Origin of the sequence: Streptomyces sp. NBC_00212 (assembly GCF_045206365.1) — a bacterium.
In the GTDB taxonomy this organism is placed as follows: Bacteria; Actinomycetota; Actinomycetes; order Streptomycetales; family Streptomycetaceae; genus Streptomyces.
In genome coordinates this window covers 268,997-295,050 of the sequence record NZ_CP108115.1, presented here as the reverse complement: position 1 = coordinate 295,050, position 26,054 = coordinate 268,997, and the positions used below count along the sequence as shown (strand labels likewise).

The following is a 26,054-nucleotide window of genomic DNA, read 5'->3' as shown; positions in this document are numbered from 1 at the left end:
CTATGAAAGACATCACGACAAGACTACGGCGCGGGGGTGGGCGTTCCCTAGGTGCGGGGATCCGGCGGCCGTGCCAGCTGTGGACCCGCCGAGTGACGGCTCAAGAGCTCGGACACACCAACTCGCTGACGGTGCGGCGGATGTCAACCACAGCCGGGCCCGCCCTCTCGGTGAACCGGTTGAGCACCGACCCGGGCGTCTTCGTCAATAGAGCCTGCTTCGCCATCGACAAGTCCCGCATGACCCGCATGACCAGGACATTCCCACGGCGACCCAGGATCTCTACGGATGACGATCGGGCGCGTCCAGTGAACGGGTTCTGGCTCGGTGACCGCACGTACAGGCCCGACTGCTCGGCGGGCAGCCGGTAGTCAGATGTCCTCGATGCGCTCGCGGTTGAGGAGATAGGTGGGCAGATGAGCCTGTTGCCGGTTGAACGGCATGTCCCAGTCGAAGGCCAGGCTCGCCATCGCGAGTGGACCGAGTGCCACGCGGGCGCGCGGCGCGGTGGAGGTGCCCCAGAAGTCGGCGTGGTCCTTGAGGGCTTCGGTGAGCGTCGCAGCGAACCCGGTGTGGTCGGCCGTGATGAGGCGGTGGAACAGGGCGACCGGCTGGTAGTCGATCTGATTCATGAAGTCCATTGGCGCGTGGGTCACGGCGTCCGGCATGGATGCCTTCATGGCGGCGGTCAGTGCCTGCACCGTGTCGTCCATGGAGCCGTTCGAGAGGTAGGTCTGCAGCGTGTCGATCCAGTGCAGGACATAGGCGTCGACCGAGTCGTCCTCGCGCAGTCGCTCCAACGGTACGTCGCACAGCCGGCGGATCCGGTCCATCTTGCGGCACACCACCGCCAGGTAGAGGGCATCCAGCCAGCCCCGGGCGTCCGCGGGCGGTTCGGCATCCAGGGCAGGGAGAGAGACGACGAGGTCCTCGCCCAGGTGGCATTCCTGCGGCTCGGCACCGGTGAACCGCGCACAGCCGAGCTGCACCGCAGTGGCCCAGGCGTACCAGGTGTCGACGTGCGCGGCCCCGGGGTCGTCGGCGCAACGGGCATGAGCCAGGGTGACGGCCGCGCTGAACGCCTCACCGAGCCGGGCCGAGTCCTGCGCCAGCCCGTCGATCAACTCGGCTGCAAAATGCGCAAGTTCGCCATTCTGCGGCGCCTGGGGCGCCATGCGGGTGGGCAGGCGCCCGGCGCGGTCGAGGCGCGTCAGGCTCTTCATCAGAGCGAGCAGCCGCGGCGGCAGGTCGAAGGAGAAGGTCCGGGTGTCGGGGTCGATGGCGGTGAGGGAGGTGAGCCGTCCGCGATGCCACCAGTACACCCGCGGCGACAAGGCGGTCTTGCCGCCGTCCTCGTACGCACCCAGCGCGTATGCGGCCAGGCTGTTGAGGCCGTCGACCACGGACCCGTCGGTAATCGGGTAGTACACGAAATTGTGACGGCTGGGCACGACGACGAGGGCGCCCTCGTCAGGGAGAGGCTCGCCGGTGGTCTGCCGGACCGCCTCGGACAGATACAGGGCTTTACTCGCGACGAAATGCGAGTCGCCGTAGACGGTGTGCAGCCGGACCCCTCCCTCGACCGGCACCTCGTCGTGCTCGACGGGAACCCGCATCAGGTTCCCGTACGCTGCCGCGCCCAGAGCCTCGATGTCCACCCGCTCCACATCCCGGTCCGTCAGGATGCGCACGCTGGTTGGCCGGTCCAGGGCATAGGCGAAGACGAGTCCCTCGGCCACCACCCGCGCGTACTGCAAGGCCCCGGCTATCTCCGGGGTGAGCGAATCGAGGGCCAGCAGCCGGACATGCGCGCCCCGCAGCAGCTCCTCGACGCTCTCGTCACCCTCACCGGAGGCATTCGGGCCGGACTCGTGCATGTGCTGTGATGTCATCCTGCCAACTGTACGAGGTACCCACAGCTCGGAGAGCAGGCCCGTCACGGCGGTCTCCCGCACGCTGGGCCGGACCGGAGTATCAGGTGATGGTCACCCGGCCGCTCCCGCACTCATAGCTGTCCGCGGGCAGCGGTCGCAGGAACGGCCGTTCCTGCTCGAAATGGAACCCGATCGAGGTCGGTCGGCCGTAGACGTGCCGGGCACCTTCGGCGACGTCGATCGCCGCTGGACGCTCGTTCAGCTCGGCCAGCGACTCGATCTCGGGCGGTGGGACCAGGTGTTTGCGGGCGGACCTCCCCCCTTCGTGTTCCACTCCGCCCTTCTCATGGGCGCCTTCCTCACCAGGTGCAGTAGAACACCGAAAATCCATCCCAAGATCGAAATGCGGCGGCCCACCGAGCCGGATCGGTGCGCGAACGCCCGAACAACACCTGCTTCACTGCGGGCTTCGAGTTGTCGTACCGAATGTGGACCGAGGGGACAACACCACCCAGCGACTTGAACGTCTCTACGTGGCCTTCGAAGAACGCCTCCTGCGGGGCTGTTGCGAATACGCGGTGGACGGCCTTGCCGGAGTACGACATCCGTAGCGTGAACAGCACGCACTTGCGTCACTGACCGGCCAGGTCCAGACACACGTCCGCGAAGTCGACCTCAGCCTCTTCGCCCGGATTCATGGACTGCGGACGGTCCCATCGAGGTGTTGGCGGCCCTCCTTGGCCGGCAGCACCAGCTCCGGACGGCCCTTGTGCACGTAGTCCCGCACCGTCGAGTACGCCACGAGTTCGAAGTCGTGCTCAGCCGCCAGACCGGCTCCAGCTCGCTCTCGCGCGGCGGCGGCTTCTTCCGCTTGGCCGGCGCCGGACACACCAGAGCCTTCGCCACCGTGTTCTGCGACACGTGCTACCGCTGAGCGAGCACCCGACCCGACATCGTCGGATCGGCCGCTTGTCCCTGCGGATCTGCTCACGCGACCTGTACACACCGGTCTCCTGACATGACCGTGATCAACAAGCACAGGGTGTGAGCGGCCAAACAGCCCAAGGTATTAAGCCAAAAGCGGCATGTCACACGCCATCACACCAGAGGGGCGACAGACGCACCTTGGCGAGCCGGTTCGGGTGGCCAGTTGGTGCCCGGAGCCTGACCTGCAGGACGGCTGGATTCGGCTGACCAACAGTCAGGGAGTGTTGCCGGACCAGTCCCAGCGGGCCCAGTCGCCAGAACGCGGGTCGTACAGCGCGTTGCTGCTGGCTCCGAACTGCCCGAGCGCAGTGGACAGGGCGGCGCGCGCCGGTGTCGGTCTCGTCAGGCGTCCAGCCCGTGACGTCCAGGAGCATCCCGTCCAGCGGCCCACCGGTCAGTTCGACGTAGGTCTTCCCAGCCGCGGACCCGGGTATGGGTCGTCGTAGCCGTAGCCGTACACGCGGTCGCGCAGAAGTTGTTCATCGTTGACGTTCTTCTCTCCCACCTTCCTTGAGTGCTGGCTTGCACAGTCGCCTCGGACGTGATGCATCTGGAGCAGATGCGGGCCCGGTTCGCTCGGCCGTTGTGGGAAGTGCAGCCCACCGTCAGGAGAAGCCCCCAGTGATGGCTGGTGGGCAGCGGTCACCGGGGGCCTCGTGGTGGTCGCCCCAGCGCCGACGGGGGTGGCGGCGCCGGGCGAGGATCAGGGGAGGCCGTGAAGGCCGCGCCGAATGGTCGGCATGGTGTGCATCGGCTGGGGAACGTACAGCACCGAATCGCGCCCCTGGCGGGGGAGTACGGTGCACCGCCGCGACCCACCGATGTGGTGCGTTCGTGGGTGAGAGGGGGCTTCAATTCACGACTTGTCCGGCCTGGCCGGCCGCTTCCGTTTCCGCCTGCGCCTGGTGCGTGCCTGCCTTCTCGGACGGGAGGTTCTCACTACGGCGGGGGAGTTGCCTGTCGGCTGCCCAGACGATGAGCGCGCAGGCCGCGAATCCGGCCCCGAGGAGGCTGGAGCCCGCCCAGCCGTGGGCGCTGAAGACGGCGGTGGTTGTGGCTGCGCCGAGGGCGGAGCCGAGGGAGTAGAAGACCATGTAGCTGCCGATGACGCTGCTGATGCGATTCGGATGCGCGGCGGTGAGCAGGTGCTGGTTGCTCACATGCGCGGCCTGGACCGCGAAGTCGAGAAGCACGATCCCGACGATGAGGAGCCACAGTGACCACGGCAGCTGGGAGATTGCCGCCCACGAGAGGATGAGCAGGGTGAGCGCGAGACCGGTGACGGGGGCCGCCCGTCCTGCATCCGCCCACCGTCCCGCGCGTGCCGCGCCGAGTGTGCCGGCGAGTCCGACGATGCCGAACAGTCCGATCTGGGTTTCGCTCAGGTGCCAGGGCGTGCCCGCAAGCGGCAGGGACACTCCGCTCCACAGGGTTCCGAACGAAGCGAACAGGAAGAACGCGATGAGCCCGCGCGTCAGGAAGAGGCGCTGCCCGAACAGTCCGCCGAGTGAGGTGACGGCCTGCCTGTACCCCGCCGTCGGCTCGTCGAGGCGCCCCTCCGACGGCAGTACGGCGAGGACGAGGGCCGCGAGCCCGAGTGACAGCACCGCGAGCACGGCATAGACGCTTCGCCAGCCCCACACGTCGGCGAGCACGCCGGTGACGACCCGTGCGCCCAGGATGCCGACCACTACGCCCGAGGTCACGACGCCGATGTTCCGTCCGCGTTCGGCGGGCAGCGAGACCGACGCGGCGTAGGCCACCGTGGTCTGCACCACGACCGCGAACACCCCCGCCGCCGCGAGCCCCACGAACGCCACCCAGGCGGCTGACGCCGAGGCCGTCAGGATCATGCCCACTGCGGTGATCGCCAGGTGCACGGCGATGAGCCGGCGCCTGTCGGCCACCACATCACCGAGCGGTACCAGCAGCACCAGCCCTGTCAGATAGCCGAACTGGCTGGTCGAGACGATCCACCCAGCGAGTTCTGGCGGCAGCCCGAGATCGTGCCCCATCGGTTGAAGAACTGGCTGCGCTGCATAGATGCTCGCCACAGCGACACCACACACCACCGCGAGCAGTAACCGCCGCCACACATCCATTACGTTCCCCAATCAGTAGCAGATTGCAACCGATCTGACCGTACGGCATGATGGTTTTGATTCGCAACTCATTGGGAGGTGTCATGTCGCGCACGACCCTGCGCGCCCCGAACCCCGACTGGACCGACCCCGAGTGCCCTGTCGCCCGCACGCTCGACCTCGTCGGCGACAGGTGGAGCCTTCTCGTCATCCGCGACGCGATGGACGGGACGCAATCGTTCACCGAGTTCCAGCGACGTACCGGCATCGCCCGCAACATCCTCACCGACCGCCTGCGCAAGCTCATCGCTCACGGGCTCCTCGCCCAGCGCACCGCACCATCGGGCCGCCGCCAGGAATACGTGCTCACCGACGCCGGCCGCGACCTCTTCCCCGTCGTCCTCACCTTGCGGCAGTGGGGAGAACGTCATGCCTTCGCAGCCGGTGAGACCCACTCCGTCCTCGTCGACCAGCACGGCACCCCCGTGCCGGAAATCGCGCCGACCGGCGCCGACGGCACCCTCCTCGGCACCGACACCACCCACGTGCAGAAGACCGGATAGAAGGCAGATGCTCGGCGCCTCAGCCGGTCCAGCATCTTCCGGTGAGCGTCCGGGGTGGTGGCAAACGCCCCGGAGGCCAGGTGCCGGCCGGTTGCGGGGTCCAACGTTTGTACCGGACAGGGTGGGGTGGTGGACGTCGCCGCACTGGCGGAGGGTGACCAGCGCGGGGCCACTGGCATAGCCGTCATCCAGGCAGTTGTCTATGGCTTCCACAACTGCTTGCCGGTGGCTATGTCCCAGGCTGTGCCTCCGTCGTTCTCGCCGCCCACCGAGGCGGTGCCGCCGCTGATGGCGATCTCCGCGGCTCCGACTTTGCGTTCACCCGTGTCGGATACGCCGGAGGTGGGCATGGTGGGGTGCCAGAGCAGTTTGCCGGTGTTGATGAGCACGCTGCTCACTACACGCGGAATCGATTCCCTAGGAACCACTGCTCATGAAGTCGCGCCCCTACGGGTTCGTCGGGATCGACCCGAACACCGGAGGCGCGGGATCAACCACGGTGCAGGTGGAGGAGGAGAGCGCGGACCGGGTCCTCCAGGGCGAGGAAGCCGACGCGCTCCTGCAGCCCCTGGTCGCCTCCACCGAGTGGGTGGCCGGCCACAAGACCGGGGTGCCCGCCCACGAGCGGGTGATCGGCACCGTGCGCCGTGAGGCCCTCAACCACCTTCCTGCTCATGAACGAGGCTCACGCCCGGCAAGTCCTCGCCGACTTCGAACGGCACTGCAACGGGCATCGACCTCACCGAGCCCCAGATCAACGACGCCCTTCATGCTTCCGGGCAACCCGCCACGGCCCACGACCCCGACGGCCGCAGGCTCCTGCACACCTGCGTCCTTGGCGGTGCTATCAACGAGTACCGGTACGCCGCCTGACCAGCAGAGATGACTTTCCGAGCCCCACAGGGTGATGAAGAGGTCACTGGCACGGCTGTTGCACGCGCGGCCCGAACGTGAGGGACTACGAAACCCGGCCCGAACGCCCCGAAGCGATGCTCGCGCTCGCCGCGATCACGCTCATGACCCGCCGACTCACCCGGCTGCTGCCCGGCCCAACGCGTCTTTGCCGCGACCCGTCGAAGCCGTCCAAGCTGCTTGAGCTGCCGCGGGGTTGGCGACGGCATCGTGACGGACGCGATGATGCCGTCCATCGCGTCGTCGAGGAGCGACTCTCGCTCGCCGGCTTCATCGCGGTGAGGGCGGACACCGCCGCCTTGGTGTCGAAGGAGGGCCCAACCACGGCCGCCGGGGCGGCCTGCCTCGGCAGCTTGACGCCGCACCGGGCCTTGCGCGAGGGCGGGCTAACTAACTGACCGTTTCAGAATGAACTCAACTTCGGCACCCTGCCGCGCTACGCGCCGTCGTCGAGGGCGTACAGGTCGCGGCTGCGCGGCAGGCCTTCGACAAGGTCCAGGATTGCTTCGTGGAGCAGGCCGTTGGTGGCCAGTACCGTCATGTCGCCCTTCAGTACGGACCCGCCGCCCAGGTCGGTCACGCGGCCGCCGGCTTCCGACACGATGACCGGCATGGGAGCCACGTCTTCGTAGCCCATCGGCGGACCGGCGATCACGACGGCGTCCGCCCGGCCGGTGACGAGGTCCACGATGCAGCCCATCGACGCCATCAGGAAGACCTGACGGTGGAGAGCGATGAGGAGTTCCTCAGGCCAGCCGGCCGGGTTGAGAGCCTGGGTCCTTGCTCCGCGCGTGCTGGTGCGCTCGGTGACCCGGGCGCGGTGACCCGACTTGAGGTCCGGGTTCTCTCCGGTCAGCACCCAACAGCCCAGGCCTCGCCCGGCCACGACCATCTGTCGGCTCATGGGCATGTTGATCACCCCGACAGCGGGGCCGTGCTCGTCCTCGTATGCGATGTCGTTCGAGAACAGTGGCCACCGACGGGTGAACGACGTGGTGCCGTTGATGGGGTCGATGATCCATCGTCTCCCTGACACCCCGGCGGTCGAGCCCCCTTCCTCCCCGTAGACGCCGTCCTCTGGCACATGGCGGGCCAGCTCGTTCCTGACCAGTTCCTCGACCGCGAGGTCGATCTCGGTGACCTCGCTGCCGTCTTCCTTACTGCGGCTTTCCCACGTCCCGAAGAAGCCCTGCGCGGACACTTGCCCGGCACGCGTGGCCAAGCCGACAGCGAAGTCGAGGAGTTCTCGGTCGACGGGCGGAGCATCGAATGTGTGATCCATCCGGTGAGCCTGCCACGACTGCCGACACCAAGGCGCATCACTCCTCAACCGACCAGCTCAGAACGACGTTCGGAGTCGCCCCGTCGGATTGAAGATGAATTCTCAAGGAGCGCTGGGTGCAGACCTGCCGCCGGGAGCTGTTGGACCGCACTCTCATCTGCGACCAGCGCGACCTCTGCACGCGCTATGCCAGTTCGAGGAGTTCTACAATGACGACGGGCCCACCAGGGCATCACGAACGCCCGACCCCTCTTCGCCCTTCCCGAGCCATTCGACAAGCCTGATCAAAACGCTCACCTCGACATATGCCGAACTGACCGACTCGGCGGCCCCCTTCACGTGTACAAACATCCGTCCTGAGCAGGACGGATGAGGTTTTCGGCAGGGGCAGGGCCGACCTTGCCGCTGGCTACGTCCTCGTCTACTACGCCGTGCGCGAGTGCCGCGAGTTCTTCTCCGACGGCCATTGATCGCGCGGCGACCGTTCACGGTCAGCCGACTTGATCTCCGGGGCTGGGGGACAGATCCGTGACGGTCCCGTTCCGATTCAGCTCCTGGTGGCGGCCCGGAGCGCGTGGTGCGTTGTTGGAGAAGGGGGGCGTGCCGGCCGCCTTCGTCCTTGGACAGGATGTGCCCCAGGAGCGGACCGGACCGGACCGGACGACGGCAGACAGCCCATGCCGTTATCGCTGCCGTGGTCGACTCGCGGTGACGTGGCACCGCCCGCCCCGCCCTGCCCGCGCTAAGCGTCGGCCAGACACATGGACGGCCGCCGGGCGCGAGCCTTCCGTTTGTCTACTGGCCTGGGTCGAGAGCGGGGGGGGGCTTTCGCCGCTGTGTGAATCGGCGCCAGGGCTGCCGGGGTGCGGCGGTTGGGGTTCGACCTGCCGGGCGGGTCTGGGGGAGCGGGGGTGGGGCCAGGGCTGGTAGACGACGCCGAAGGCTCACACCGGGACCGTTCAGAGTGCGCGCTCTCCACCTCGCGTTACCGCCGGGTGGAGTAGTCGTTGGAGGGGCGTGACCAGACAGAGTGATATCGCGACAACCGGTTCGGTCCTGGTGGTCGCGGGGCGGCTCGGGCGTCTCGGCAGGTTGAGCCTGGTGGTGTGGGCGGTTGCGGCCGTAGCTGCGCTGATCCTCATTCCTGTCGGTTTCGGTCATCTGCGCGGTAGCGGCCTGCCGGTGCCGGAGGACGGCTCCTCGCAGCGGGCTGCCCGTCTCATTGCGGCCCGTATGCCGCAGTTGGGGGACGAGCAGGTCGTGCTCGCTTTCTCCTCCCGGCAGTTACGGCGCGAGGACGGTGTGTATCAGGGCGCCATGGGGGCGGCGGCACGGGCGGTCACCGGTGTGCGGGGAGCCGGCCGGGTGCTGGCCGTGCCCGAGAGTCCCGTGCAGGATCCGCACCACGCCTACCTGCTGGTGGGGCTGAACGGCGACGCCGCCGCACGGCTCGATCGTCTTCCCGTCCTGCGCGAGGCGGTCCACCGGGCCGTGGCCGAGGCGGCCCGGGGCCGGGTCACGGTCGCGGTGACCGGTCAGACACCGCTGACGGAGGAGCTTGTGGCCGCGGACGTGGGGGACTTGCGGGCGGTCGAGGCCGTCACGGTGCCCGCGGCGCTGGTGCTGCTGGTGTTCGGCCTCGGCTCGGTGGGGTCGGCCGTACTGATCCTGCTGGCGGCCGGTCTCGGCGTCGTGGTGAGCACGGGGGCGGTGGCCGGGCTGAGCCTGGTGACGCCCGTGGACACTCTGACGCTGGTCGTGGCCACGACCGTGGGTTTCGGGCTGGGTCTTGACTACTCCCTGCTGATGCTCATCCGCTACCGGCAGGCCAGAGCCGAGGGACTGGTCCCGCAAGCCGCTGCCGGCCGGGCGACGGCGACCGCGGGGCGGGCGGTGCTGTGGTGCGCCGCAGCGGTCCTGGTCACCGGTGCCGCTCTGCTCACCGTCTCGGTGGGACTTCTGCGTACCGTGGCGGTGGCGGCCGCGGTGACCACTGTGGTCGCCGCGGCGTTGGCGACGACGCTGCTGCCTGTACTGCTGCCCCGGCTCGATGGGTTCCTGTCCGCCGGCCGGGTACGACGGCCGGCGGATGCGCGTGCGAGCTGGGAGCGGTGGGCTCGTCACCTGATGCGCCACCCGTGGCCGTACCTGGGCGGAGCCGTGGCGGTGCTCGTTCTGATGGCGGTGCCGGTGGTCGGCCTGCGTCTGGGCGTGGACCTGGACCGTGCCTCGCTCGCCCACAGCGAAATGGGCGTGGGACTGGCGCAGATGGAGCGGGACGGCCTGGCGAACGTCACCTTGCTGGCTCTTCCCCACGCCGCCGGTCAGGGCCCGGTCGACACGACGGACCTGACCGAGGTGCTGGCCGGTGACCCGCGGGTCGTGACGTCCATGGCGCTGGACAACGGCCGTGACCTCACGGTGGTCGCCGTGGTCGACCGCATCCCGGCCGACCGCCCTGCGGCCGGTGCGCTGCTGAACGACCTGCGCCGGCGCGCGGGCCGTACTCTTCCCGGCGGGCAGGAGGTCCTGTGCGCCGGTCAGGCGGCTGACCTCGCCGACCTGCAACAGGCGATGCGCGCCGCCCTGCGGCAGGTGGCCGTGCTCGTCCTGGCGGGGACCTTCGTGCTCATGCTCGTCGTCTTCCGCAGTCTTGTGCTGCCGGTGAAGGCGATCGCGATGAACCTGCTGTCCACCGGGGCGGCTTTCGGGTTGCTGAGCTGGTTCACCGGGCATACGGCCAACGTCGTCGTCCCCCTGATGGCCGTGACGCTCGTCTTCGGCCTGTCCTTGGACTACGAAGTCTTCCTGGTCCACCGGATCACCGAGCACTACCGTGCCGGAACCGCCTGCCGTGAGGCGGTGGCACGCGGTCTGAGCGGCACGGCCCAGCCCATCACGCTCGCCGCCACCACCATGGCCGTCGTCTTCGCCGGGCTGCTCGCCACCGGCCGTCAGGAACTGCGCCAGGTGGGCTTCCTCGTGGCCGTCGCCGTCCTGCTGGACGCCACCGTCATCCGCCTCGTCGTCGTCCCCGCGCTCATGCAACTGCTCGGCCACCGCAACTGGTGGCTGCCCGCCCCGCTGGCCCGCCTGCTGCCACCCGTGCCCACCCCGGCCCCTTCCTCCGCCCCACGAGTCCCGCGACCCGGCAGGACGGAGAAGGATCCTGCCCCGACTGTCCTGTCACACCGTGAGGAGACACGTTCATGAACAGCATCCTGTCGGCACCGCGCACATCACGGACCTGGACGGCCACGGTCGCCTCCCTGCTCACCGCGGCCGCCCTGACCGCACCGGCGACCGCGTCCGCCACGCCGAACACGACCACCGTCGCAGCGAACAGCTCCCGCCTCGCCCTGTCCTGCAAGGCCGCGACCCGCACGGGCCACCCGATCGGCTTCAGCCCGGCGCTCACCCTGCAGCAGCACCCCACCCGAATCACAGCGACCCTCCACCTGACCGGTTGCTCCGGCGCCAACCAGCAATTGCGCAGCGCCACTTTCACGATCCAGGGCACCGCGCAGGCCGGCTGCAGCGGCACCTCCGGCGTCCACGGCTCAGGAAGCATCACCTGGTACGACGCCGACGGGCACCGGACCGGAACCTCCACCATCCACCCCACCCGACGTTCCACCACCGGCTACAACCCCGGCAACGCCCTGCTTGAGGGGACCGTGACCTCAGGTCCGCTGAACGGAAGCCGCATCACGGGAAGCGCCACACCGACCAGCGATGTCAGCGGCTGCGCCGTCACGGGGCTGCGCACCCTGTCCGCCGCGGGAACGCTGAAGTTCCAGCGGTGACTCCCGGCCGCCCACCACAGTCACGCACCCCGCTCCTCATGGGAGCCCACGTGATCCCCTCCGTCTACGCCAGGCAGGCGTCCACGACGCCCGCCTGCGCGAGGCATTCCGGGTGTGCCGGCGCCTGCTCCGGCAGCGCTACCCCCACTTGTCGGACTGCGTGAGAGTGCTGCCCGCCGAGGTCAGGCTCGGCATGTCGGCACTCGGGGCGACCTTCATGCGGATCGACGACCTCACCGATGACGGACCCGGGTCAGCCGAGGAACGCCTACGACGGGCCTCTGCCTGGATCACCACAGTCGAAGAAGACGTGGAACGCGGCGACAGCACCGACCCCGTGTGCAGGGCCATGGTGCACCTGACACACGCACTGGACTTCCCTGTCGACAGCCTCCGGCCGCTCAGCGAACGGATGACGCGTGACGCGGACCGGGCCGCCCCCGGGACATGGCAGGAGTGGACGCGACACCAACGGCCGATCCACAGCACCTGTCTCGCCGCCTTGGACTGGGTCGCCTCCCGGCTCGGAGCGCCTCTGACCATCTCCGCGGGGCACGCAGAGGCAATGATCGACATCATGCTCGGCCTGCAACTGGTCGACGACCTCACGGACCTCGCCGAGGACCTCGACAACGACTACGTCCAACTTCCCCTGGAAGCGCTGGACGCGTGCGGTCTGACGGCCCAGGACCTCCTGGAGCGTCGATGGACGCCCACCACGGCCCAGCTGATGCGATCCACGACCGAGCGGGCTCGCGCCTTGCTCCACCCAGACGAACCGGCCATCGACTGGACGTTCACCTCGACCGTATTCATGGATGCGTTCAGGCGCCTGGCCATCGTCCAGTTGCGCCAGGTCGAAGAGGCGGGTGCCGCGATCCTGGCCAAGCCGCTCACGCTGCCCTACGCCGCCCGGCAGCGCATCCTGCTGTCTACCCGGGCCAAGGCTGCCATCATCTGGAAACTCAACCCCTTCACCCACGGCCGCGAACGTCATGAAAGCGGCCGCAGGCAGATTTCGGCGGTCGTCTCCGGCAGGGGGGAGACCCAAAACGCGCGTGGAGCTGCTGTAAGTCCTGCCGCCCCTCGGGGAGTTGGGCATGCGGCGTTGAAACGTGAAGACACCGGATGACGCTGGTGCCACCCCAGGGGAGTGATCCCCTGGCGTCCTTGCAGCACCGCGCACAGGACGGCTCACCTTCGACTTCAGCATGGACGACCTCCACGGGTACGGCTTGCCCGTGCACAGGACAGCCCGTGACAAGGGCACGATGAACCAATGCCGTGCCGGTTCGGCGGCTGATCCCGGTCGGAGGACCTGGGGAGTCTGGTGGCTGGTGTCGGGCATGCAGGGTCCCGGGACTGTGGCTGTGGCCGTGTCCCGGGACCCTGTGTGTCTCTATGTTCCTTGGCCACCTGTGTTCTGCGGGTGGTGTGGGGAACAGTGGGGGTGGGTCAGTGCCAGTTGCCCACGCCGCTGTCCTGGTTGAAGTTGAAGTCGTTGTCGTGGCAGCCCTGGCCGCACTCGTCGCTGGGGGTGCTGGCAGTGGCGGTGTGGGTGGGGGCGGCTGCTGTTGCGGCCGTGGCGGGGAGGCCGAGGAGGCAGGCGGCTCCAAGGATGATGGCGGCGGTACGGCGCATGGGAAGGTTCTCCTTTTGTGTCGAGTCAGTTGGGGTTGGCTCGGTGGCTGGCCCGGGCCGGCCCTTGGGTGTCCGTGCGGACGGGCGTGCGCCGATAGGGCGCCAGGCGACGGCAGCCGTGAACCTGTTGTTCATGGTCAGCCTCTCCCCGGACCTCCTGCTGTGACAGCGGAGAGCGGCTGAATGAGTGAAGAGCAAGATTCCTCCCTGGAGCCTGCCGAGAAACGAACGCCGCCTATGCGGGGGCCCCTATGGGTTCGGTCAAGCTGGCGTGGCTCACCATGTCGGCATGAGTGACCAGGGTGGGGATCCGGTTTCGGTGTGGCGGGTGGGCGGTCCGGCTCGGTTGGCGGGGTTTGTGATTCCGGCGGTTGTCGTGGTGAAAGCGCTGGTCTGCTGGGTTGGATGGTTGCTGGCTCCGGATGCGGCGACGTAGCGGTCGGCCGGTCTGTGGTCGGCGCTGGCCGCCGGCTTCGCGGTCTTCTTCTGATGGTCGCTTCTTCGGGTCCGGTTGGAGGTCGGGCCCGATGGGATCGTGGCTGTTAACCCGTGGGGGACCCAGCGGTTGAGGCTGGATGAGGTTGCCTCGTTGCGGCTGGGGGCCTGGGGGCCTGGGTGGGGCGGAGTTCCGTCATTTTGACGGCTTCAAGACCACGGCCTATGCGTTGAGTGAGATGGCTGCGGGAACGCCGCAGGACCGGCGCTTCGAGGAGGTGCGGGCCGCTCTTGGGGCGGGGCCCGCCACTTCGTCGCGGTGACAGCCGGAAGGGACGCGGTCAGTCGCAGGCTGGCTGTGGTTCGTAGAAGGTGCTGTCGCGGAGCATCGCGAAGAGCACGTCGGGTCGGCGTCGGGCGAGGCAGAGGATGGCCTGGGCGTGGTGTTTGCCTGGGCGATTTTCTTGTCGTGGTAGGCCCTGGAGGCCGGGTCGGCCAGGGCGGCGAACGCGGACAGGAAGAACGCCCGCTTCAGCTGTTTGTTGCCGCGGCGGGAGGGCTGTTCACCGCGGATCGAGGAGCCCGAACCTCTGGTCGCGGGGGCCAGGCCTGCGTAGGAGGCCAGGTGCCCGGCGGTCGGAAAGGTGCTGCCGTCGCTGTCGCCGCCGTCGTCGACGTCGATGAGGATGCGGGCTCCGGTCCTGACCCCGACTCCGGGCATCGAGATCAGGACCTTCGAAAGAGGGTGGGCCTCCAGGAGTTCCTCGATCCTCGTGGCGAGGAGCTTGCGTTGGTCAAGGACAGTCTTCAGCTGTCCGGAGAGGCTGGGGACAATTTGTGCGGCCACGTCCGTGCCGGGGACGACGTACGGTCTGCCCGTCCAGTGCGGTGAAGACGTCGTCGACCAGACGCTCGGCCATCCGCGGGGCTTTGGCCCGTATCAGATTGACCAGTCGACGGCGCCCCGCCTTTCTCAACTGGGCGGGAGAGCCGAAGCGTTCGAGTATCAGCAGCAAGGCGGGTGCTGGACGCGCGGGCCCAGGACACTCTCCAGCGACGGGTGGATCTGGGTCAGTAGACCGCGGAGCCGGTTGGAGATGCGGGTGGCCTCGCTGGCCAGGTCGTCGTCGAAGCCCACGATCATCTCCAGCTCGGCGATGGTCTCGTCTTCGACGTCGATGGCGCGCAGGGTGTGCGGCATCGCGCGGGCGGCATCCGCGATGATGAGCGCGTCCCGGCTATCGGTCTTGGCTTCGCCCGGGCGGAGGTCGGCGATCCGACGCATCGTCAGGCCCGGCAGATAGGCGACCTTGCAGCCCGCATCCCGGGCCACGGCCAGTGGCAGGCGCCAATCGAGGCTGGCTGGTCTACCACGACGAGTACGGTGCCGTGCTTGGCCTGCAGCTTGGTGAAGACCTCGCGGAGTTTCGGCTCGGTGTTGGGCAGCCGTTTGTCGAAGGCTTTCTTCCCGGCCGGGGCCAGTGCGGTGGCGTGGTGTTCGCCCTTGCCGACGTCCAGGCGGAGACAGACGTCGATGTCACTGGTGTCGAGGCTCGACAGAGGCATGAATGTGTGTGACCGCTACTTCAAGTCAGGGTGCCCACCGCACACTTCTGCCGCTTCGAGCACCAGGTCACGACGCGCGTGATCACGATCGGGACCGCCCCCCCCCACAAGTCCTCTCACACCGCCGTCGCCATCGACGCCGCAGGCCACAAGACCAGCCAGCGGCGCTTCGCCGTGAACGCCGGTACGTTCCAGCAGCTCATGCGCTGGAGCGAGCAGTGGCCCGAGCGACGCTTCGCGGTCGAAGGCGCCGGTGACTTGGCCGCACGCTCGCGCAGCACTTGGCCGCCGCAGGCGAGGACGTCGTCGACGTGCCCTCGACCTCGTCGGCCAGGGTCAGGCTCCTGACCACGGGCGGTGACCGTAAGACCGACCCCGCCGACGCCCTCCACGTCGCACAGGTCGCGCTCTTCCGCACCGACCCGCGCAAGGTCACCGCGGAGAACCAGTCCACGATCCTTCGGCTGCTGACCGAGCGCCACAACGACCTCGTCAACGAATGCACCCGCATCACCAACCGCCTGCACGCCGTTCTGCGCGACCTCCTTCCCGGAGGCGCCCCCACCCGGCTGTCGGCGGACAAAGCCGCCGCCCTGATGAAGGGCATCCGGCCGCTCACCGCGACCGACAACTGCCGCCGCGACATCGCCCGGGACCTGCTGGCCGACCTGCGCTGACTGGATCGCCAAGTCAGGGACAACGAAGCCCAGATGCACGACGCGCTCGCCGCCTCACGATCGACGCTGACCTCTCTGTCAGGACTCGGAACGGTGCTCGCGGCCAAGATCCTCGGTCACATCGGCGACGTCAGCCGCTTCCCCACTCGGCACCACTTCGCCAGCTACACGGGAAGTGCGCCACTGGACGCCTCCAGCGGGAAGAACGTGCGCCACCGGCTCAACACCGGAGGAAACCGGCCCCTGAACTCGGCCCTGCTCTCCCGCTCGGGCAGTTCCCCACGCGGGCGCTCCCTGCTCGTCCCGCGTGCGCCTGGAAAGAGTGCGCTCCCGCTCCCTGGGGAGGTTTGCGGGAGCGTACGGCTCACCGCCGGTGAAGTGTGGTGTCCTGCCCGGGGCCTGCCAGCGCTTCCGGCTCACCGATCCTGTCTGGGGCCCGCTTGGGCGGGATGCCCTGCGGGGGCACCCTGTGGCAGGGGCCGTGCAGTTCGGCGCCGGATCCGCCATCGGTCGGCGGGAGCGGCCTGCATGTCCGTGGACAGGTGTGGGCTCGGATCTGCTGTCGGCAGCGGGTCGGCGGTGCCGGTGTCCGGCAGCACGGAGCCCCGGGGCCATGCCGTTGCCCGGGGCTCCGTGCTGTTCCACTTCCTTGACCTGCCGGTTCAATGACTGGCTGCGGCTGCGGTCACCCTGATGGCCTACGCCCAGTCGATGCCGAGGTCGGCGAGTTGCTTTTCGTTGAGTTCGTCGCGCCGGGTTTTCTGGTTGGTGAGCCACACTCCGAGGCGTACGCCGTGGTCCTGGCCGTCGAGGGTGATGTGTTCTGTGTGCTGGCGCGGAATGACGGTCCGCTGCTCACGCCGGCCTCCTGCAAGGAGCTGGAATGCGTACCACCGCCGACCATTTCACCACCGCCCGCGAAGCTGCTTTGGCAACCGTGCGCGGGCTGGCCCGCACGATCGCCGACACCTTCACCGCCCTGTACCCGGGCGCCACCTACCTCGTCCTGCCCTGGGACGAGGACGACGACGTTGTGGCTCGAGAGCATCCGGGACCCGGGGCGCCGGCCGCGTGCGGCTGGAGTCGGGGCACCCGTCGCGCGGTAGTACATGGCCCCGGAACTGTGATGGTCCCGGGACCATATGTGTTCCTGTTTTTCCGATACCGGCCGAACGATCAGGCGATCAAGGAAAAACGTGGGTGCGAGTCAGTGCCAGACCCAGCCGGAGACCTGGCTGTCCATGTTGAAGTTGAAGACGTTCTCACAGGGCCCGACACCGCAGGAGTCGACGGGGGCACTGGCGGTGGTGCTCGTGCCGGGAGCGCTGGGTGCTGCTGTCGCGGTAGTGGCAGCGAGACCGAGGAGACAGGCGGTGCCGAGTATGACGGCTGCGGTACGGCGCATGGGAGGGTTCTCCTTGAGTCGGTTGGGGGTTGGCTCAGCGGCTGACCCGGACCGCCACACGGCCGGGACAAGGCGCCAGAGGCGACCGGCAGCCGTGAGCCCGTTGTTCATGGTCAGCCTCACTCCGTGCCTTCCGGCGTGACAGCGGGAGGCGGCCGAATGGGTGAAGATCAAGATCCTCGTTTCGAGCACATAGGCGCAGGGTCTGCAGGCAGAATCCGATGGAGTATGGAGATGGAGATGGAGTATGGAATTTAGTACGTGGAATTAGATTTCTGGACCAGTGCCGAGAATGAATACTCCGAGATCGTTGGCGGGGTTATCCGCCGAACACCAGGAGCGGGTCGGCCGCAGGGCGAGGGCGACGAGCAGGAAGGCCGCACCTGATGGGCACAACTCCGCACTGCGGCGCACCAAGGTCGAGTTCGCCGATCTGGTCAGCGCCTACCTGCGATGGCCTGTTCCTCTCGGAGGGGCAAGGGCCTTCTGAGGCCCGCCCCGCGGAGTAGACGCCCTGACAATGGATCTTGAGGATCCAAGTGAGTGTTCTGCGGGGTTTCGCCGAGTTTCAGGCTGGGTTGGTGTGACCGAGTGGCCCAGTTGGCGGCGGTCGCCAGGTGGGGCGCTCAGACGGTGTCCGTTCAGGAACGGTGGAACCGATCTTGTCCGGGCGCTGTGTCGGTGGTCGTGGAAGGCTTTCTTTCTTTCGCCGTGCCCTTTGCTGTCAACGGTAATTTTGAACGGCTCATCCAAGATTTCCGTGAAGCCGGTCATGGGTCCGTCGACTTCGTGACTTTGGGTGCTCTGCGGCTGGCGGCCACGAGAAGGACTCGCTTTCGCAGCAACGGGAAGCCCGCGCGTCCTGCCATCCGTCTTTTGATCGATTTGAGGTCTGTGACGCAGCCTTCAACGATTCCCGAGTTGAACGGGCTGGTCAGCCCCCGGATGACGGCGTCGAGGTCGTTGCGGAGGTTTCGGGCGAAGGCTCGGATCATCGGAAGCTCAGCGTCTTCGGCCCGGTCGATCCAGCCGGGTAGCCGCCTTGTCCCGTCCAGGCGGTCCATGATCTTGGCGAACTCCTGCACGTGAGCGGCCGTATATGCCAACTCCGGGCAGCGGTCCAGCAGTTGTTTGAGGCGGAGGGGTTCCTCGCTGCTCAGGCCGTCGGGGTGACGGGTGAACCATATGGTGGCCTGGCTCACGGTCGGCGCTTCGGGCAGGCCGTTCATCGGCGGGTCGGTTCCGCGCAGGGGTTCCAGCCAGCGGCGCACGCTGCGGGCGCTGCCGAGGCAGCCGAGCTCGCGCAGTTCGCGGTGCAGCCGTCCGCTGCCGGTGGAGCCCTCGTTCCACCGCTGGTTGAGATAGGGCGCGTAGCGGGCGATGCCGTGGCGTCCGCGGCGCGGATGGTTCGAGATCATGTCGTCAGCAGTTGCGGCTTGGGCGTAGCGGCGTACGGTCCACGGTCCAGGCCGACTTGGGCGGCGATGCGGTCGATGCCATGCCGTCGCCCGTGTCGTACAGAGCGTGGACCTCGGCGTGCCGACGCCGGGTCTGGGCGGTTTGGATGCCTTCCGGCCTGGTGCCCTCGACCGGAGCGGGCCGGGGCTCGTTCGGCGGGTCGAGGCAGCCGCGGTGTGCGCCGATGGCCTTCTCGACGGTGTCGCAGAGGTTCTTCCAGACAGGCCACCGATCTGCGATCTGGATCGCGTCGGGGGCCGCTGCGGAGGCGGCCGAGGCGTAGGCGCCGGCCCGGTCCCGACAGATCACCTCGATGCCCTCACGGGCGGCGAGCCAGCGGGCGAGGGTGTCTGCCTCCTGGTGCTCCAGCAGGTCAACGGGGTGCAGCGGTCTCGCAGTCCACCAGCGCACTTCCGTACACATGGCAGCGTTTGAAGGCGAAATCGTCCACACCGAGCACCCGCGGTGTCGGCGCGGCCGGATCCGACGTCAACATGATCAGGCGCAGCATGGTGGTCTTGCTCGCCGGCGCGGGCAGCAGCGCCGCGAGCCGCGCGCCCGGCAGACCCGACAGTACGATGCCGATCGCCGTCAGCAGCTGGTGAAGAAGTGGCGTGCGCCGTTGGTATCGCTCTGTCAGTCCCCGGACCTGCTCGGGGAACGTCACCCGTCCGCAACGGGAGTTGTCGCAGAACAGGCGCCGCACCTCCAGAGTGATCACGACCGTGCGCCCGCCGACCACACCGTCGGCCAGCACCCGCTCGTATCCGCTATGACGCCGTCTCGATCGTGGCCCCGCAGTCCGGGCACGGCAGCGCCACCTCGCGGCGGGTACGCGCCGCGATGCGCAACTCCCCGCCCTCCACGCTCACTTTCTCCACCAGCACCCCGGCCAGGTGCGGCAGCAGGGACTTCAGCAGATCCTCACACGCCCCGAATGTCCCCGACCGCGTGACGGAGCGTCACGGGCGCATAGAAACATCGGCCAGCTTCACGGAAATCTTGGATGAGCCGCTTGCCATGGCCGCCGTCAGCCTTGCCGGACGGCGGCGAGAGTGCCTTTCCGCCGGGTGTGTTGGGCTTCCAGTCGCGCGGGAGCCCCGGCAGGGGCTCCTCCGGCTATCAACGGTTCGCATGGCTGAAATGGCTGTCTTCCCAGTTCATGACGTTTGTTCCATTGTAAGAGCGATGCCTTGCGGTGGAACTCGGGTCGCCGGGTGGCTGGTGTCCCCGGCCTCCGCCAGCGCCCAGGCGGCGCTGGACCCGCCGGACCCGGCCCGGCCGGCTCTCCTGGCGCGCCATGAACTCCCGACGCGACCGGTCCTCCTCGCCGTCGTGACCTCCGCGCCCATCACATCGAGCGGCAGCATGACCGCGCGCACCGGGTGGACGCCACGTCGCCGAGGTGCCCGGCCGCGCGGCGAGGCTAGAGCACCCACCAGGCACGACGTCTGGCGTACCGCCACCACCAGCGTCCTCGCAGCAGTGCGCAGCTTGTCACCCGAGCGGTGGGAGGCGAGGACGTCCGCAATGGCCAACCGGCGGCGACTGCGAAAATCGCTGTCCGATCACCGGAGCACGGTGATAGACATCCGGCGTGGAAAAGAATCTTGAGTTCCCTGACCTGTTGCGACTGATCGATGAACGGTCGACCGCCTTCCGCGCCGTGGTCGCCGCCGCGCCCGGTCTCGACGCGCAGGTGCCGACCTGCCCCGGGTGGACGCTGTTCGATCTGGTGAAGCACCTGGGTGGGGGAGACCGTTTCTGGGCCGCCATCGTCGGCGCGGGGCCTGCCGACGCTCCCCCGGCCGAGGCCGTCGCCGGGCGCGCCGCGCTGGAAGTGCCGCAGGAGCGTGAGGCCCTGCTGGCCTGGCTGGCCGCGTCAACGCAGCTTCTGCTGGGCGCCCTGCGCGCGGCGGGACCGGAGAGCGGTTGCTGGACGTGGTGGCCCGCGTCGCAGTCACCGCAGACCGCCGGCGGCACCGCCCGGCACCGGGTCCAGGAGACCGCGGTGCACACCTACGACGCCCAGTTCGCCGGGGGCGCCCCGCAGCCGCTGCCGGTCGAGCTGGCACTCGACGGTGTGGAGGAGTTCCTGTTCACCGTCTGCGCAACGCCGAGTGCCTGGCCGCACAAGCCCACGGCCTTCGACTTCCACGCCGCCGAGGGCCGCTCCTGGCGCCTCACCGTCGACGGCGACGGCGCACGCACCACCCGCATCCCCGCGCCCACCGCCGCGACCGGCGAGGACTCGGACGCAGCCGGCGCCTCCGTCCACGGCACGGCCAGTGAGCTGGTTCTCTACCTGTACGACCGGATCCAGGCCGGCTCCTTGCACGTTGACGGAGACGCAGGGCTGCTCGACCTGCTCCGCGCCTGGGAGCCGGAGGAGAAGTAGGACGTAGCGGGGGCGGTTGGCCGCGCCTCGAGCAGGTAGGGCACGACTCTTCGCCAGGTTCGTCGGTCGCGGCACCGGGCTCAAACCCGCGAGGCGGCCTCGGGGCGTCACCAAGCCGACCGTCTACCTGGTCAGATCCCGAACTCACGACCTCCGCACGATCAGAGACGAGTACATCGATAGCCGGGCAACCGCCGACCGGCTCGCTCTCCGTATCCAGCGAGCCGGCGGTTCTGCGTCGCGCCCCTGGCCGCGCTCCTGGTCCCACGAACCCGGCAGATGATCATTTGCCAGGTAGGGCATAGGCTGCATTGAGGTGGACGGGCTGGGGAGGGCGCTTGCGATGCTGCCGCAGCCCAAGGATGTCTCGCCATGGCTGCGTTCCGACGCGTCGACCAGCCCGGACCGGCTGTTCTGCCGGGCCGAGGCAGCCTCGCGATGACCGGACCACGCATAGGCAACTGGTTGCCTGTGTCTCTCTGGAGGATTCGGCAGGGGTTCTCAGTGTGGAGCCAGGTGTCCGATGGCTACCAGGACTAGTACTCCAGCAGTACTTCTCCATTTGTGCTGGTCAGGGTGGTGGGAGTGGGGAGTGTAGTGGCGTGGGCGGTGGCATGGGACCGTCTTTGACGCAGTGCCGCTCCAACGAGTGGCCGCGCCGTGTGTAGTGACAGCGGCGGGCTTGTGCTTGATGACGGCGGCGCCAGTGTGACCACGTCATGATGTGCCGGGTGTTGACGGGACGATGGCGGGGGCCAGCTGCCAGGAGACGACGGATCTCGGCTGGTGTGAGGTCCACGAGTTCGGGTGTGTCCCGTTCGGTGCCCCCTTTTTCCGCTCCTCGCCAGCCGTGACTGCCAGGAACGCGTGCGCGAGCATGGCCAGGGTGATGTGCCGCATCCAGCCGATGTAACGGCGGACTTCGTAGTGGTCCAGGCCGCACTCGTTCTTCGCGGCCTGGAAACACTCCTCGATCTTCCAGCGGCATCCCGCGATACGGACCAGGTCGGCGATGGTCGCCTCCAGCGGGGTGCAGGCGAGGTAGTAGGCGATGTCGTCAGGCTTGGCGATGCTGCGGCGGGCCAGTACCCAGTGCCGGCTGGTGGGGATGTCGCCGTCGGGCGCGTCGGCAGAGGGCAGGTGGGCCGCGGCCCAGTCGTAGTACCGCTCCCCTTTCGCGCCGTGTCCGGCGGACAGCCGCTGCCATGCTTCGGGCGGGGCCTGGCTGAAGAGGTGATCGATGCGCGGGCCGCTGGCTGGCTGGGATTTGGGCACGGCCACGACATAGGAGAGGCCGCGGGCTTCGAGGAAGCGGCGGAAGTGGGAGTCCTGTCCGTAAGCGGCATCGGCGGTGACCCAGGCGATGGGCAACGGTGAGGCGAGGGCTCGTGTGATGACGGTCCGGGCCAGCTCGCCTTTCGTGGCGAAGGTTCGCTCCTCGGGGATCTTCGCCGCCCGGCAGCGAGGGCGGTCGTCCGTCCAGGACTTGGGCAGATACAGTTCCCGGTCGACCAGGGCGTGGCCGCGGGTGGTGGCATAGGCGGCGAAGACACCGATCTGGCAGTTCTCGGTGCGGCCGGCCGTGCCGGAGTACTGGCGCTGCACTCCGGCGGAGGTGAGGCCCTTCTTCACGAAGCCGGTGTCATCGATGATGAGTACTCCGCCCTCGGTGCCGAGGTGTTGAGCGACGTAGGCTTGCAGGTCATCACGGATGTCGTCCGCGTTCCAGCAGGTGCGAGACAGCAGGCGCTGCACGCCGTCAGGTGTGGTGTGGCCGGCGTACTCGGCGATCTGCCAGCCGTTCTTGCGGCCGACCTGGCCAAGCAGGCCATGGATGTAATCGCGCACCAACCGCCTGGGTTCCACCCGTGTGAAGCGGTTCCCGATGCGACGCAACAGCCCGTCAAGTTCCTCGTCCCACACATGCGTGGGCGCATCTTCGATCACATCGACGCAATGCCCACAACAGGAGCACTACACACGGCGCGGCCACTCGTTGGAGCGGCACTGCGTCAAAGACGGTCCCATGCCACCGCCCACGCCACTACACTCCCCACTCCCACCACCCTGACCAGCACAAATGGAGAAGTACTGCTGGAGTACTAGTACTGCAACGGTGCTTGCCGTGACGGGTGGGCAGCTTTGTCGTTGGGGTGGTTATGGGTGGGAATCTCGCTGATGTCGGGTTGTGGGCTGGGGAATTGAATGCGGTGCAGGGGCGGTTCGTGCACCGGTTCAGCCGGGAGGAGCCGCGGCAGTCGGCGCTCGCCTATATGCGGGGGCTGATTGCTCCGCTGGAGCGGAAGAACGGCTGGACGCTCGCGGAGGAAGCCGGCCATACGGGCCCTGACCGGATCCACCGGTTGCTGAACCGGATCGAGTGGGATGCCGACGAGGTCCTGGACGACGTGCGCGACTAGGCCGTTTCTGATGGCTCTTGGACGATGTCGCGAAGCCAGATGACGATCGCGGTGACGGTCAGGGTGCTGTTGAAGATGTAGTCGCGTTTGTCATACCGGGTGGCCACTGCGCGGAACTGCTTCCACTTGTTCACGCACCGCTCGACTGCGTTGCGACGGCGGTACTGGGCCTTGTCGAAGGCCGGGGGCCGGCCACCGGCTCGTCCCCGGCGCTTGCGGTGGGCCCGCTGGTCATCGGGCTGCGCGATGGTGGCCTTGATCCCGCGCCGCCGCAGGTAGGCGCGGTTGTCACGGCTGGAGTACGCCTTATCGCCGCGCACCCGATCCGGTCGGCTGCGCGGACGACCCGCGCCGCGGCGCCGGATGCGTAAGCCGTCCCGCACCGGGGCGAACATCGGGCTGTCACCCCGCTGACCGGGCGAGGTCAGCCAGTGCAGCGGGCGAGCCCGGTCGTCGGAGAGCAGATGGACCTTGCTGGTCAGCCCGCCCCGTGAGCGCCCCAACGCCTCGCGTCCATCGCCCTCCTCACGCACCCCGCCCCTTTTTGCGGGTAGTCGGCCGGAGGCTTGCGGGGCGCCCCGGCCGCGTGTTGATGTGCCCGGCAGGAGGTGGAGTCGATGTTCACGGCCCACTCCTGCCGGTCCGCCTGGCGGGCAAGCGCCCCGTCCGGGTCGCCGGCATCCGCCTCGATCTGTAACTCCTGAAGGACGGCCTTCCAGGTGCCGTCGGCCGACCAGCGGCGATGACGCTCGTAGACGGTCTGCCAGGGACCGTACCGTTCCGGCAGGTCAGGCCAGGGCACCCCGGTCCGGGCCCGGAACAGCACCCCGTTGATCACCCTGCGGTGATCCGCCCACTGCCCGCCCGGCTTGCCGTTGCCGGGCATGAGGGGTTCGATCTTCCGCCACTGCGCGTCCGTGAGCTCGTGTCGCCGCACCATACGGGCGTCCTGCCCGACCAACCACGAGATCCACCCAACCAACCAAGAGCCATCAGAAACGGCCTAAGTCGTGGAACACCTCGGAGACCGGGATGCCGTTCACGCGATGGGTGTGGGGCCCTGCATGTGCTCGCTGATCCACTGGATGAGTCCGGCGGATTCCATGTTCGGCACGTAGGTCGCGGCGTTGTGCTTGCCGCCCTGGATGACGTCCAGCTTGGTGTGTATGGGGCCCTTCGTGTAGTGCTTCACGAAGTCCTCGATGGGGGGTATGGCTGCGGTTTCCTTGGTGCCGACCTCGAAGGCGAGGTAGACGTCCGGGTGCCCGGACTTGATCAGTTTCGGGGCGAGGGCCTTGGGGTTGTTCTCGGCCTTCTCCTGGTCGTGGCCCTTCCACAGGCGGGAGTCCGGCACGATGTCGGGGCCCGCCGCGATGACAGCCTTGAACCGGTCGGGCTTCTGCAGCACGGACTTGAGGCCCGCGAAGCCGCCGGTGGAGGCGCCCATGAAGGCCCAGCCGTCGCGGGAGTTGACCGTGCGGAAGTTCTCCTTGACCAGGTCGGGCACGTCCTCGGTCAGCCAGGTGCCCATCTTCGGCTGGCCGGGGATGTCACTGCCGTCCCAGTACTGGCCCAGTTTGGGGTCCTTGGGGTCCCGGTCGTGGTCCTCGGGGTTGAGTACCGGCATGACGACGATGAACGGCAGGCTCTTGCCCTCCTTGGACCACTTGGAGATGCTCGCCTCCAGTTTGAGGTCGGGTCCCATCCAGTAGTTGTTCGGGTATCCGGAGCCGCCGGGCAGGGCGATCAGTACAGGGAAGCCGCTCTTCGCGTACTGCGGGTCCTTGTACTGGGGCGGGACCCAGACCCACACCTTGCCCTTGAACCCGGATTTCTTGCCCTCGTACGTGGTGACGGCGATCTTGCTGCCGTCCTGCGGGACGGTGCCGGAGACGGTGAAATCGGCCTTCGGGCCCGTGGGCATGGACGCTTTGGAACTGCTTGTTCCGCCCCGTTCGCCGTTCTGCTTGTCGTCCTGGCCGAAGCTGATCGCGTCGCCCTTGTCGGAGAAGACGTCGAAGTAGCTGAGCACGGGCCAGGTGGCGAGCCCGAGCACGGCCACCACCGCGGCGGTGAGGACCCAGCGCTTGGTACGGCGGCCGGGCCGGCGGCCCTGAGCGGGCGTGGCCACGGTGTCGGGGGGTGTCATCGTCTGTGCTCCACGTGGTACTTGGGACTGGGGGCAGGGCGGTCCGCCCGGCCTGTTCCCGGCGGTGACCAGCCCCGAAGGACAACGGGAACAGATATGTCAGAACCCGATAAGAGTTCTCTAAGAGCCCAGGCCACGGGGCGGGGCTCACTCCTCCGGGTCGGACGGAGCGGCGGCGTGGGGGAGCGGGAGCGAGGGGCTGGGAGGTGTGAGGGGTGTTTGCCTGTTGGTGAACGGCTGGGTACTTGGTGTGCGGCTGGGGCCGTACGGGAGGTCGTCGAGGTGGGAGGGCGCCCGGTTGTACGGGTCTGCGGAGCCGGTACCGCGTTCGCCCCGCCTCATGCTCCTGCTATTGATCTTCGCGCCACCGGCGGCCCTCATCTACTGGCTCATCTCCAGC

General features: G+C 68.2%; 23 protein-coding genes and 4 pseudogenes. 11 read left to right on the top strand and 16 right to left on the bottom strand.

Annotation, left to right across the window (positions count from 1 at the left end):
• Positions 1-371 precede the first annotated feature (371 nt).
• From OHA17_RS01665 to OHA17_RS01645, 5 genes and pseudogenes are all read right to left on the bottom strand, one after another.
• On the bottom strand, positions 372-1,892 hold the full coding sequence (locus tag OHA17_RS01665) for an immunity 49 family protein (RefSeq protein WP_406503334.1): 1,521 nt from the start codon (positions 1,890-1,892) through the stop codon (positions 372-374).
• Between the two features lie 82 nt (positions 1,893-1,974).
• Complete coding sequence (locus tag OHA17_RS01660; RefSeq protein WP_406503332.1) at positions 1,975-2,208, bottom strand: hypothetical protein; 234 nt, start codon at positions 2,206-2,208, stop codon at positions 1,975-1,977.
• A gap of 360 nt (positions 2,209-2,568) precedes the next feature.
• Positions 2,569-2,763 (bottom strand): hypothetical protein, encoded by a 195-nt coding sequence (locus OHA17_RS01655; protein WP_406503330.1) that lies wholly within the window; start codon positions 2,761-2,763, stop codon positions 2,569-2,571.
• A 312-nt stretch (positions 2,764-3,075) separates the two neighbouring features.
• A pseudogene (locus OHA17_RS01650) lies at positions 3,076-3,411 on the bottom strand (hypothetical protein).
• A 301-nt stretch (positions 3,412-3,712) separates the two neighbouring features.
• On the bottom strand, positions 3,713-4,963 hold the full coding sequence (locus OHA17_RS01645; protein WP_406503328.1) for an MFS transporter: 1,251 nt from the start codon (positions 4,961-4,963) through the stop codon (positions 3,713-3,715).
• An 83-nt stretch (positions 4,964-5,046) separates the two neighbouring features.
• Here OHA17_RS01645 and OHA17_RS01640 point away from each other — a divergent pair, with 83 nt between their 5' ends.
• The gene (locus OHA17_RS01640) at positions 5,047-5,505 is read left to right on the top strand and encodes a winged helix-turn-helix transcriptional regulator (protein WP_406503326.1); all 459 of its coding nucleotides are present in this window, start codon (positions 5,047-5,049) and stop codon (positions 5,503-5,505) included.
• 200 nt (positions 5,506-5,705) lie between these two features.
• On the opposite strand, the gene OHA17_RS01635 is transcribed toward OHA17_RS01640, so the two are convergent.
• On the bottom strand, positions 5,706-5,894 hold the full coding sequence (locus tag OHA17_RS01635) for a hypothetical protein (RefSeq protein WP_406503324.1): 189 nt from the start codon (positions 5,892-5,894) through the stop codon (positions 5,706-5,708).
• Positions 5,895-5,938: 44 nt separating this feature from the next.
• Here OHA17_RS01635 and OHA17_RS01630 point away from each other — a divergent pair.
• A pseudogene (locus OHA17_RS01630) lies at positions 5,939-6,139 on the top strand (hypothetical protein); the annotation flags it as partial.
• A gap of 316 nt (positions 6,140-6,455) precedes the next feature.
• Entirely contained in the window at positions 6,456-6,815 is a 360-nt protein-coding gene (locus OHA17_RS01625) for a hypothetical protein (protein ID WP_406503322.1), read from the top strand.
• Positions 6,816-6,853: 38 nt separating this feature from the next.
• Here the strand turns inward: OHA17_RS01625 and OHA17_RS01620 are convergent, their stop codons facing one another.
• On the bottom strand, positions 6,854-7,699 hold the full coding sequence (locus OHA17_RS01620) for an inositol monophosphatase family protein (protein ID WP_406503320.1): 846 nt from the start codon (positions 7,697-7,699) through the stop codon (positions 6,854-6,856).
• Positions 7,700-8,716: 1,017 nt separating this feature from the next.
• Here OHA17_RS01620 and OHA17_RS01615 point away from each other — a divergent pair.
• The 3 genes from OHA17_RS01615 to OHA17_RS01605 all read left to right on the top strand — a co-directional run bounded on the left by OHA17_RS01615 (position 8,717) and on the right by OHA17_RS01605 (position 12,637).
• Positions 8,717-10,912, top strand: coding sequence for an MMPL family transporter (locus tag OHA17_RS01615; protein WP_406503318.1), 2,196 nt, complete (start codon positions 8,717-8,719; stop codon positions 10,910-10,912).
• Positions 10,909-11,505, top strand: a complete 597-nt coding sequence (locus tag OHA17_RS01610; RefSeq protein WP_406503316.1) for a hypothetical protein — start codon at positions 10,909-10,911, stop codon at positions 11,503-11,505. The genes OHA17_RS01615 and OHA17_RS01610 overlap by 4 nt, the downstream gene beginning before the upstream one ends.
• A gap of 166 nt (positions 11,506-11,671) precedes the next feature.
• On the top strand, positions 11,672-12,637 hold the full coding sequence (locus tag OHA17_RS01605) for a squalene/phytoene synthase family protein (RefSeq protein ID WP_406503314.1): 966 nt from the start codon (positions 11,672-11,674) through the stop codon (positions 12,635-12,637).
• Between the two features lie 323 nt (positions 12,638-12,960).
• On the opposite strand, the gene OHA17_RS01600 is transcribed toward OHA17_RS01605, so the two are convergent.
• Positions 12,961-13,146 (bottom strand): hypothetical protein, encoded by a 186-nt coding sequence (locus tag OHA17_RS01600; RefSeq protein ID WP_398881104.1) that lies wholly within the window; start codon positions 13,144-13,146, stop codon positions 12,961-12,963.
• A gap of 535 nt (positions 13,147-13,681) precedes the next feature.
• On the opposite strand from OHA17_RS01600, the gene OHA17_RS01595 reads away from it, so the two are divergent.
• Positions 13,682-13,786 carry a hypothetical protein gene (locus OHA17_RS01595; protein WP_406503312.1) on the top strand — a complete coding sequence of 35 codons (105 nt, stop codon included), beginning with the start codon at positions 13,682-13,684 and terminating at the stop codon, positions 13,784-13,786.
• Positions 13,787-13,922: 136 nt separating this feature from the next.
• Here the strand turns inward: OHA17_RS01595 and OHA17_RS01590 are convergent.
• Positions 13,923-15,147, bottom strand: a pseudogene (locus OHA17_RS01590) (IS110 family transposase).
• A 281-nt stretch (positions 15,148-15,428) separates the two neighbouring features.
• Between OHA17_RS01590 and OHA17_RS01585 the strand changes: the two are divergent.
• Complete coding sequence (locus OHA17_RS01585; RefSeq protein WP_406503310.1) at positions 15,429-15,824, top strand: transposase; 396 nt, start codon at positions 15,429-15,431, stop codon at positions 15,822-15,824.
• Positions 15,825-15,857: 33 nt separating this feature from the next.
• On the top strand, positions 15,858-16,493 hold the full coding sequence (locus OHA17_RS01580; protein WP_406503308.1) for a transposase: 636 nt from the start codon (positions 15,858-15,860) through the stop codon (positions 16,491-16,493).
• Positions 16,494-17,031: 538 nt separating this feature from the next.
• Here the strand turns inward: OHA17_RS01580 and OHA17_RS01575 are convergent.
• From OHA17_RS01575 to OHA17_RS01560, 4 genes are all read right to left on the bottom strand, one after another.
• Positions 17,032-17,229: a hypothetical protein gene (locus tag OHA17_RS01575; protein ID WP_406503306.1), complete on the bottom strand. Its 198-nt coding sequence runs from the start codon at positions 17,227-17,229 to the stop codon at positions 17,032-17,034.
• 770 nt (positions 17,230-17,999) lie between these two features.
• Complete coding sequence (locus tag OHA17_RS01570; protein WP_406503304.1) at positions 18,000-18,647, bottom strand: transposase; 648 nt, start codon at positions 18,645-18,647, stop codon at positions 18,000-18,002.
• A gap of 4 nt (positions 18,648-18,651) precedes the next feature.
• On the bottom strand, positions 18,652-19,110 hold the full coding sequence (locus OHA17_RS01565; RefSeq protein ID WP_406503302.1) for a transposase: 459 nt from the start codon (positions 19,108-19,110) through the stop codon (positions 18,652-18,654).
• The gene (locus tag OHA17_RS01560; protein ID WP_406503300.1) at positions 19,061-19,444 is read right to left on the bottom strand and encodes a hypothetical protein; all 384 of its coding nucleotides are present in this window, start codon (positions 19,442-19,444) and stop codon (positions 19,061-19,063) included. The genes OHA17_RS01565 and OHA17_RS01560 overlap by 50 nt, the downstream gene beginning before the upstream one ends.
• 840 nt (positions 19,445-20,284) lie before the next feature.
• Here OHA17_RS01560 and OHA17_RS01555 point away from each other — a divergent pair.
• Positions 20,285-21,085 (top strand): maleylpyruvate isomerase family mycothiol-dependent enzyme, encoded by an 801-nt coding sequence (locus OHA17_RS01555; RefSeq protein ID WP_406503298.1) that lies wholly within the window; start codon positions 20,285-20,287, stop codon positions 21,083-21,085.
• A 717-nt stretch (positions 21,086-21,802) separates the two neighbouring features.
• On the opposite strand, the gene OHA17_RS01550 is transcribed toward OHA17_RS01555, so the two are convergent.
• Positions 21,803-23,032 (bottom strand): IS701 family transposase, encoded by a 1,230-nt coding sequence (locus OHA17_RS01550; RefSeq protein WP_406503296.1) that lies wholly within the window; start codon positions 23,030-23,032, stop codon positions 21,803-21,805.
• A 212-nt stretch (positions 23,033-23,244) separates the two neighbouring features.
• Here OHA17_RS01550 and OHA17_RS01545 point away from each other — a divergent pair.
• Positions 23,245-23,502: pseudogene (locus tag OHA17_RS01545) on the top strand (transposase); the annotation flags it as partial.
• Here OHA17_RS01545 and OHA17_RS01540 read toward each other — a convergent pair.
• A protein-coding gene (locus OHA17_RS01540; protein ID WP_406503294.1) for an IS5 family transposase occupies positions 23,502-24,445 on the bottom strand; the annotation gives its coding sequence in 2 pieces (ribosomal slippage) (positions 23,502-24,062 and positions 24,065-24,445; 942 coding nt in all). The pseudogene OHA17_RS01545 and the gene OHA17_RS01540 sit on opposite strands and share 1 nt — an antisense overlap.
• A 99-nt stretch (positions 24,446-24,544) precedes the next feature.
• Positions 24,545-25,654: an alpha/beta hydrolase gene (locus OHA17_RS01535; protein ID WP_406503292.1), complete on the bottom strand. Its 1,110-nt coding sequence runs from the start codon at positions 25,652-25,654 to the stop codon at positions 24,545-24,547.
• Positions 25,655-26,054: the final 400 nt, after the last annotated feature.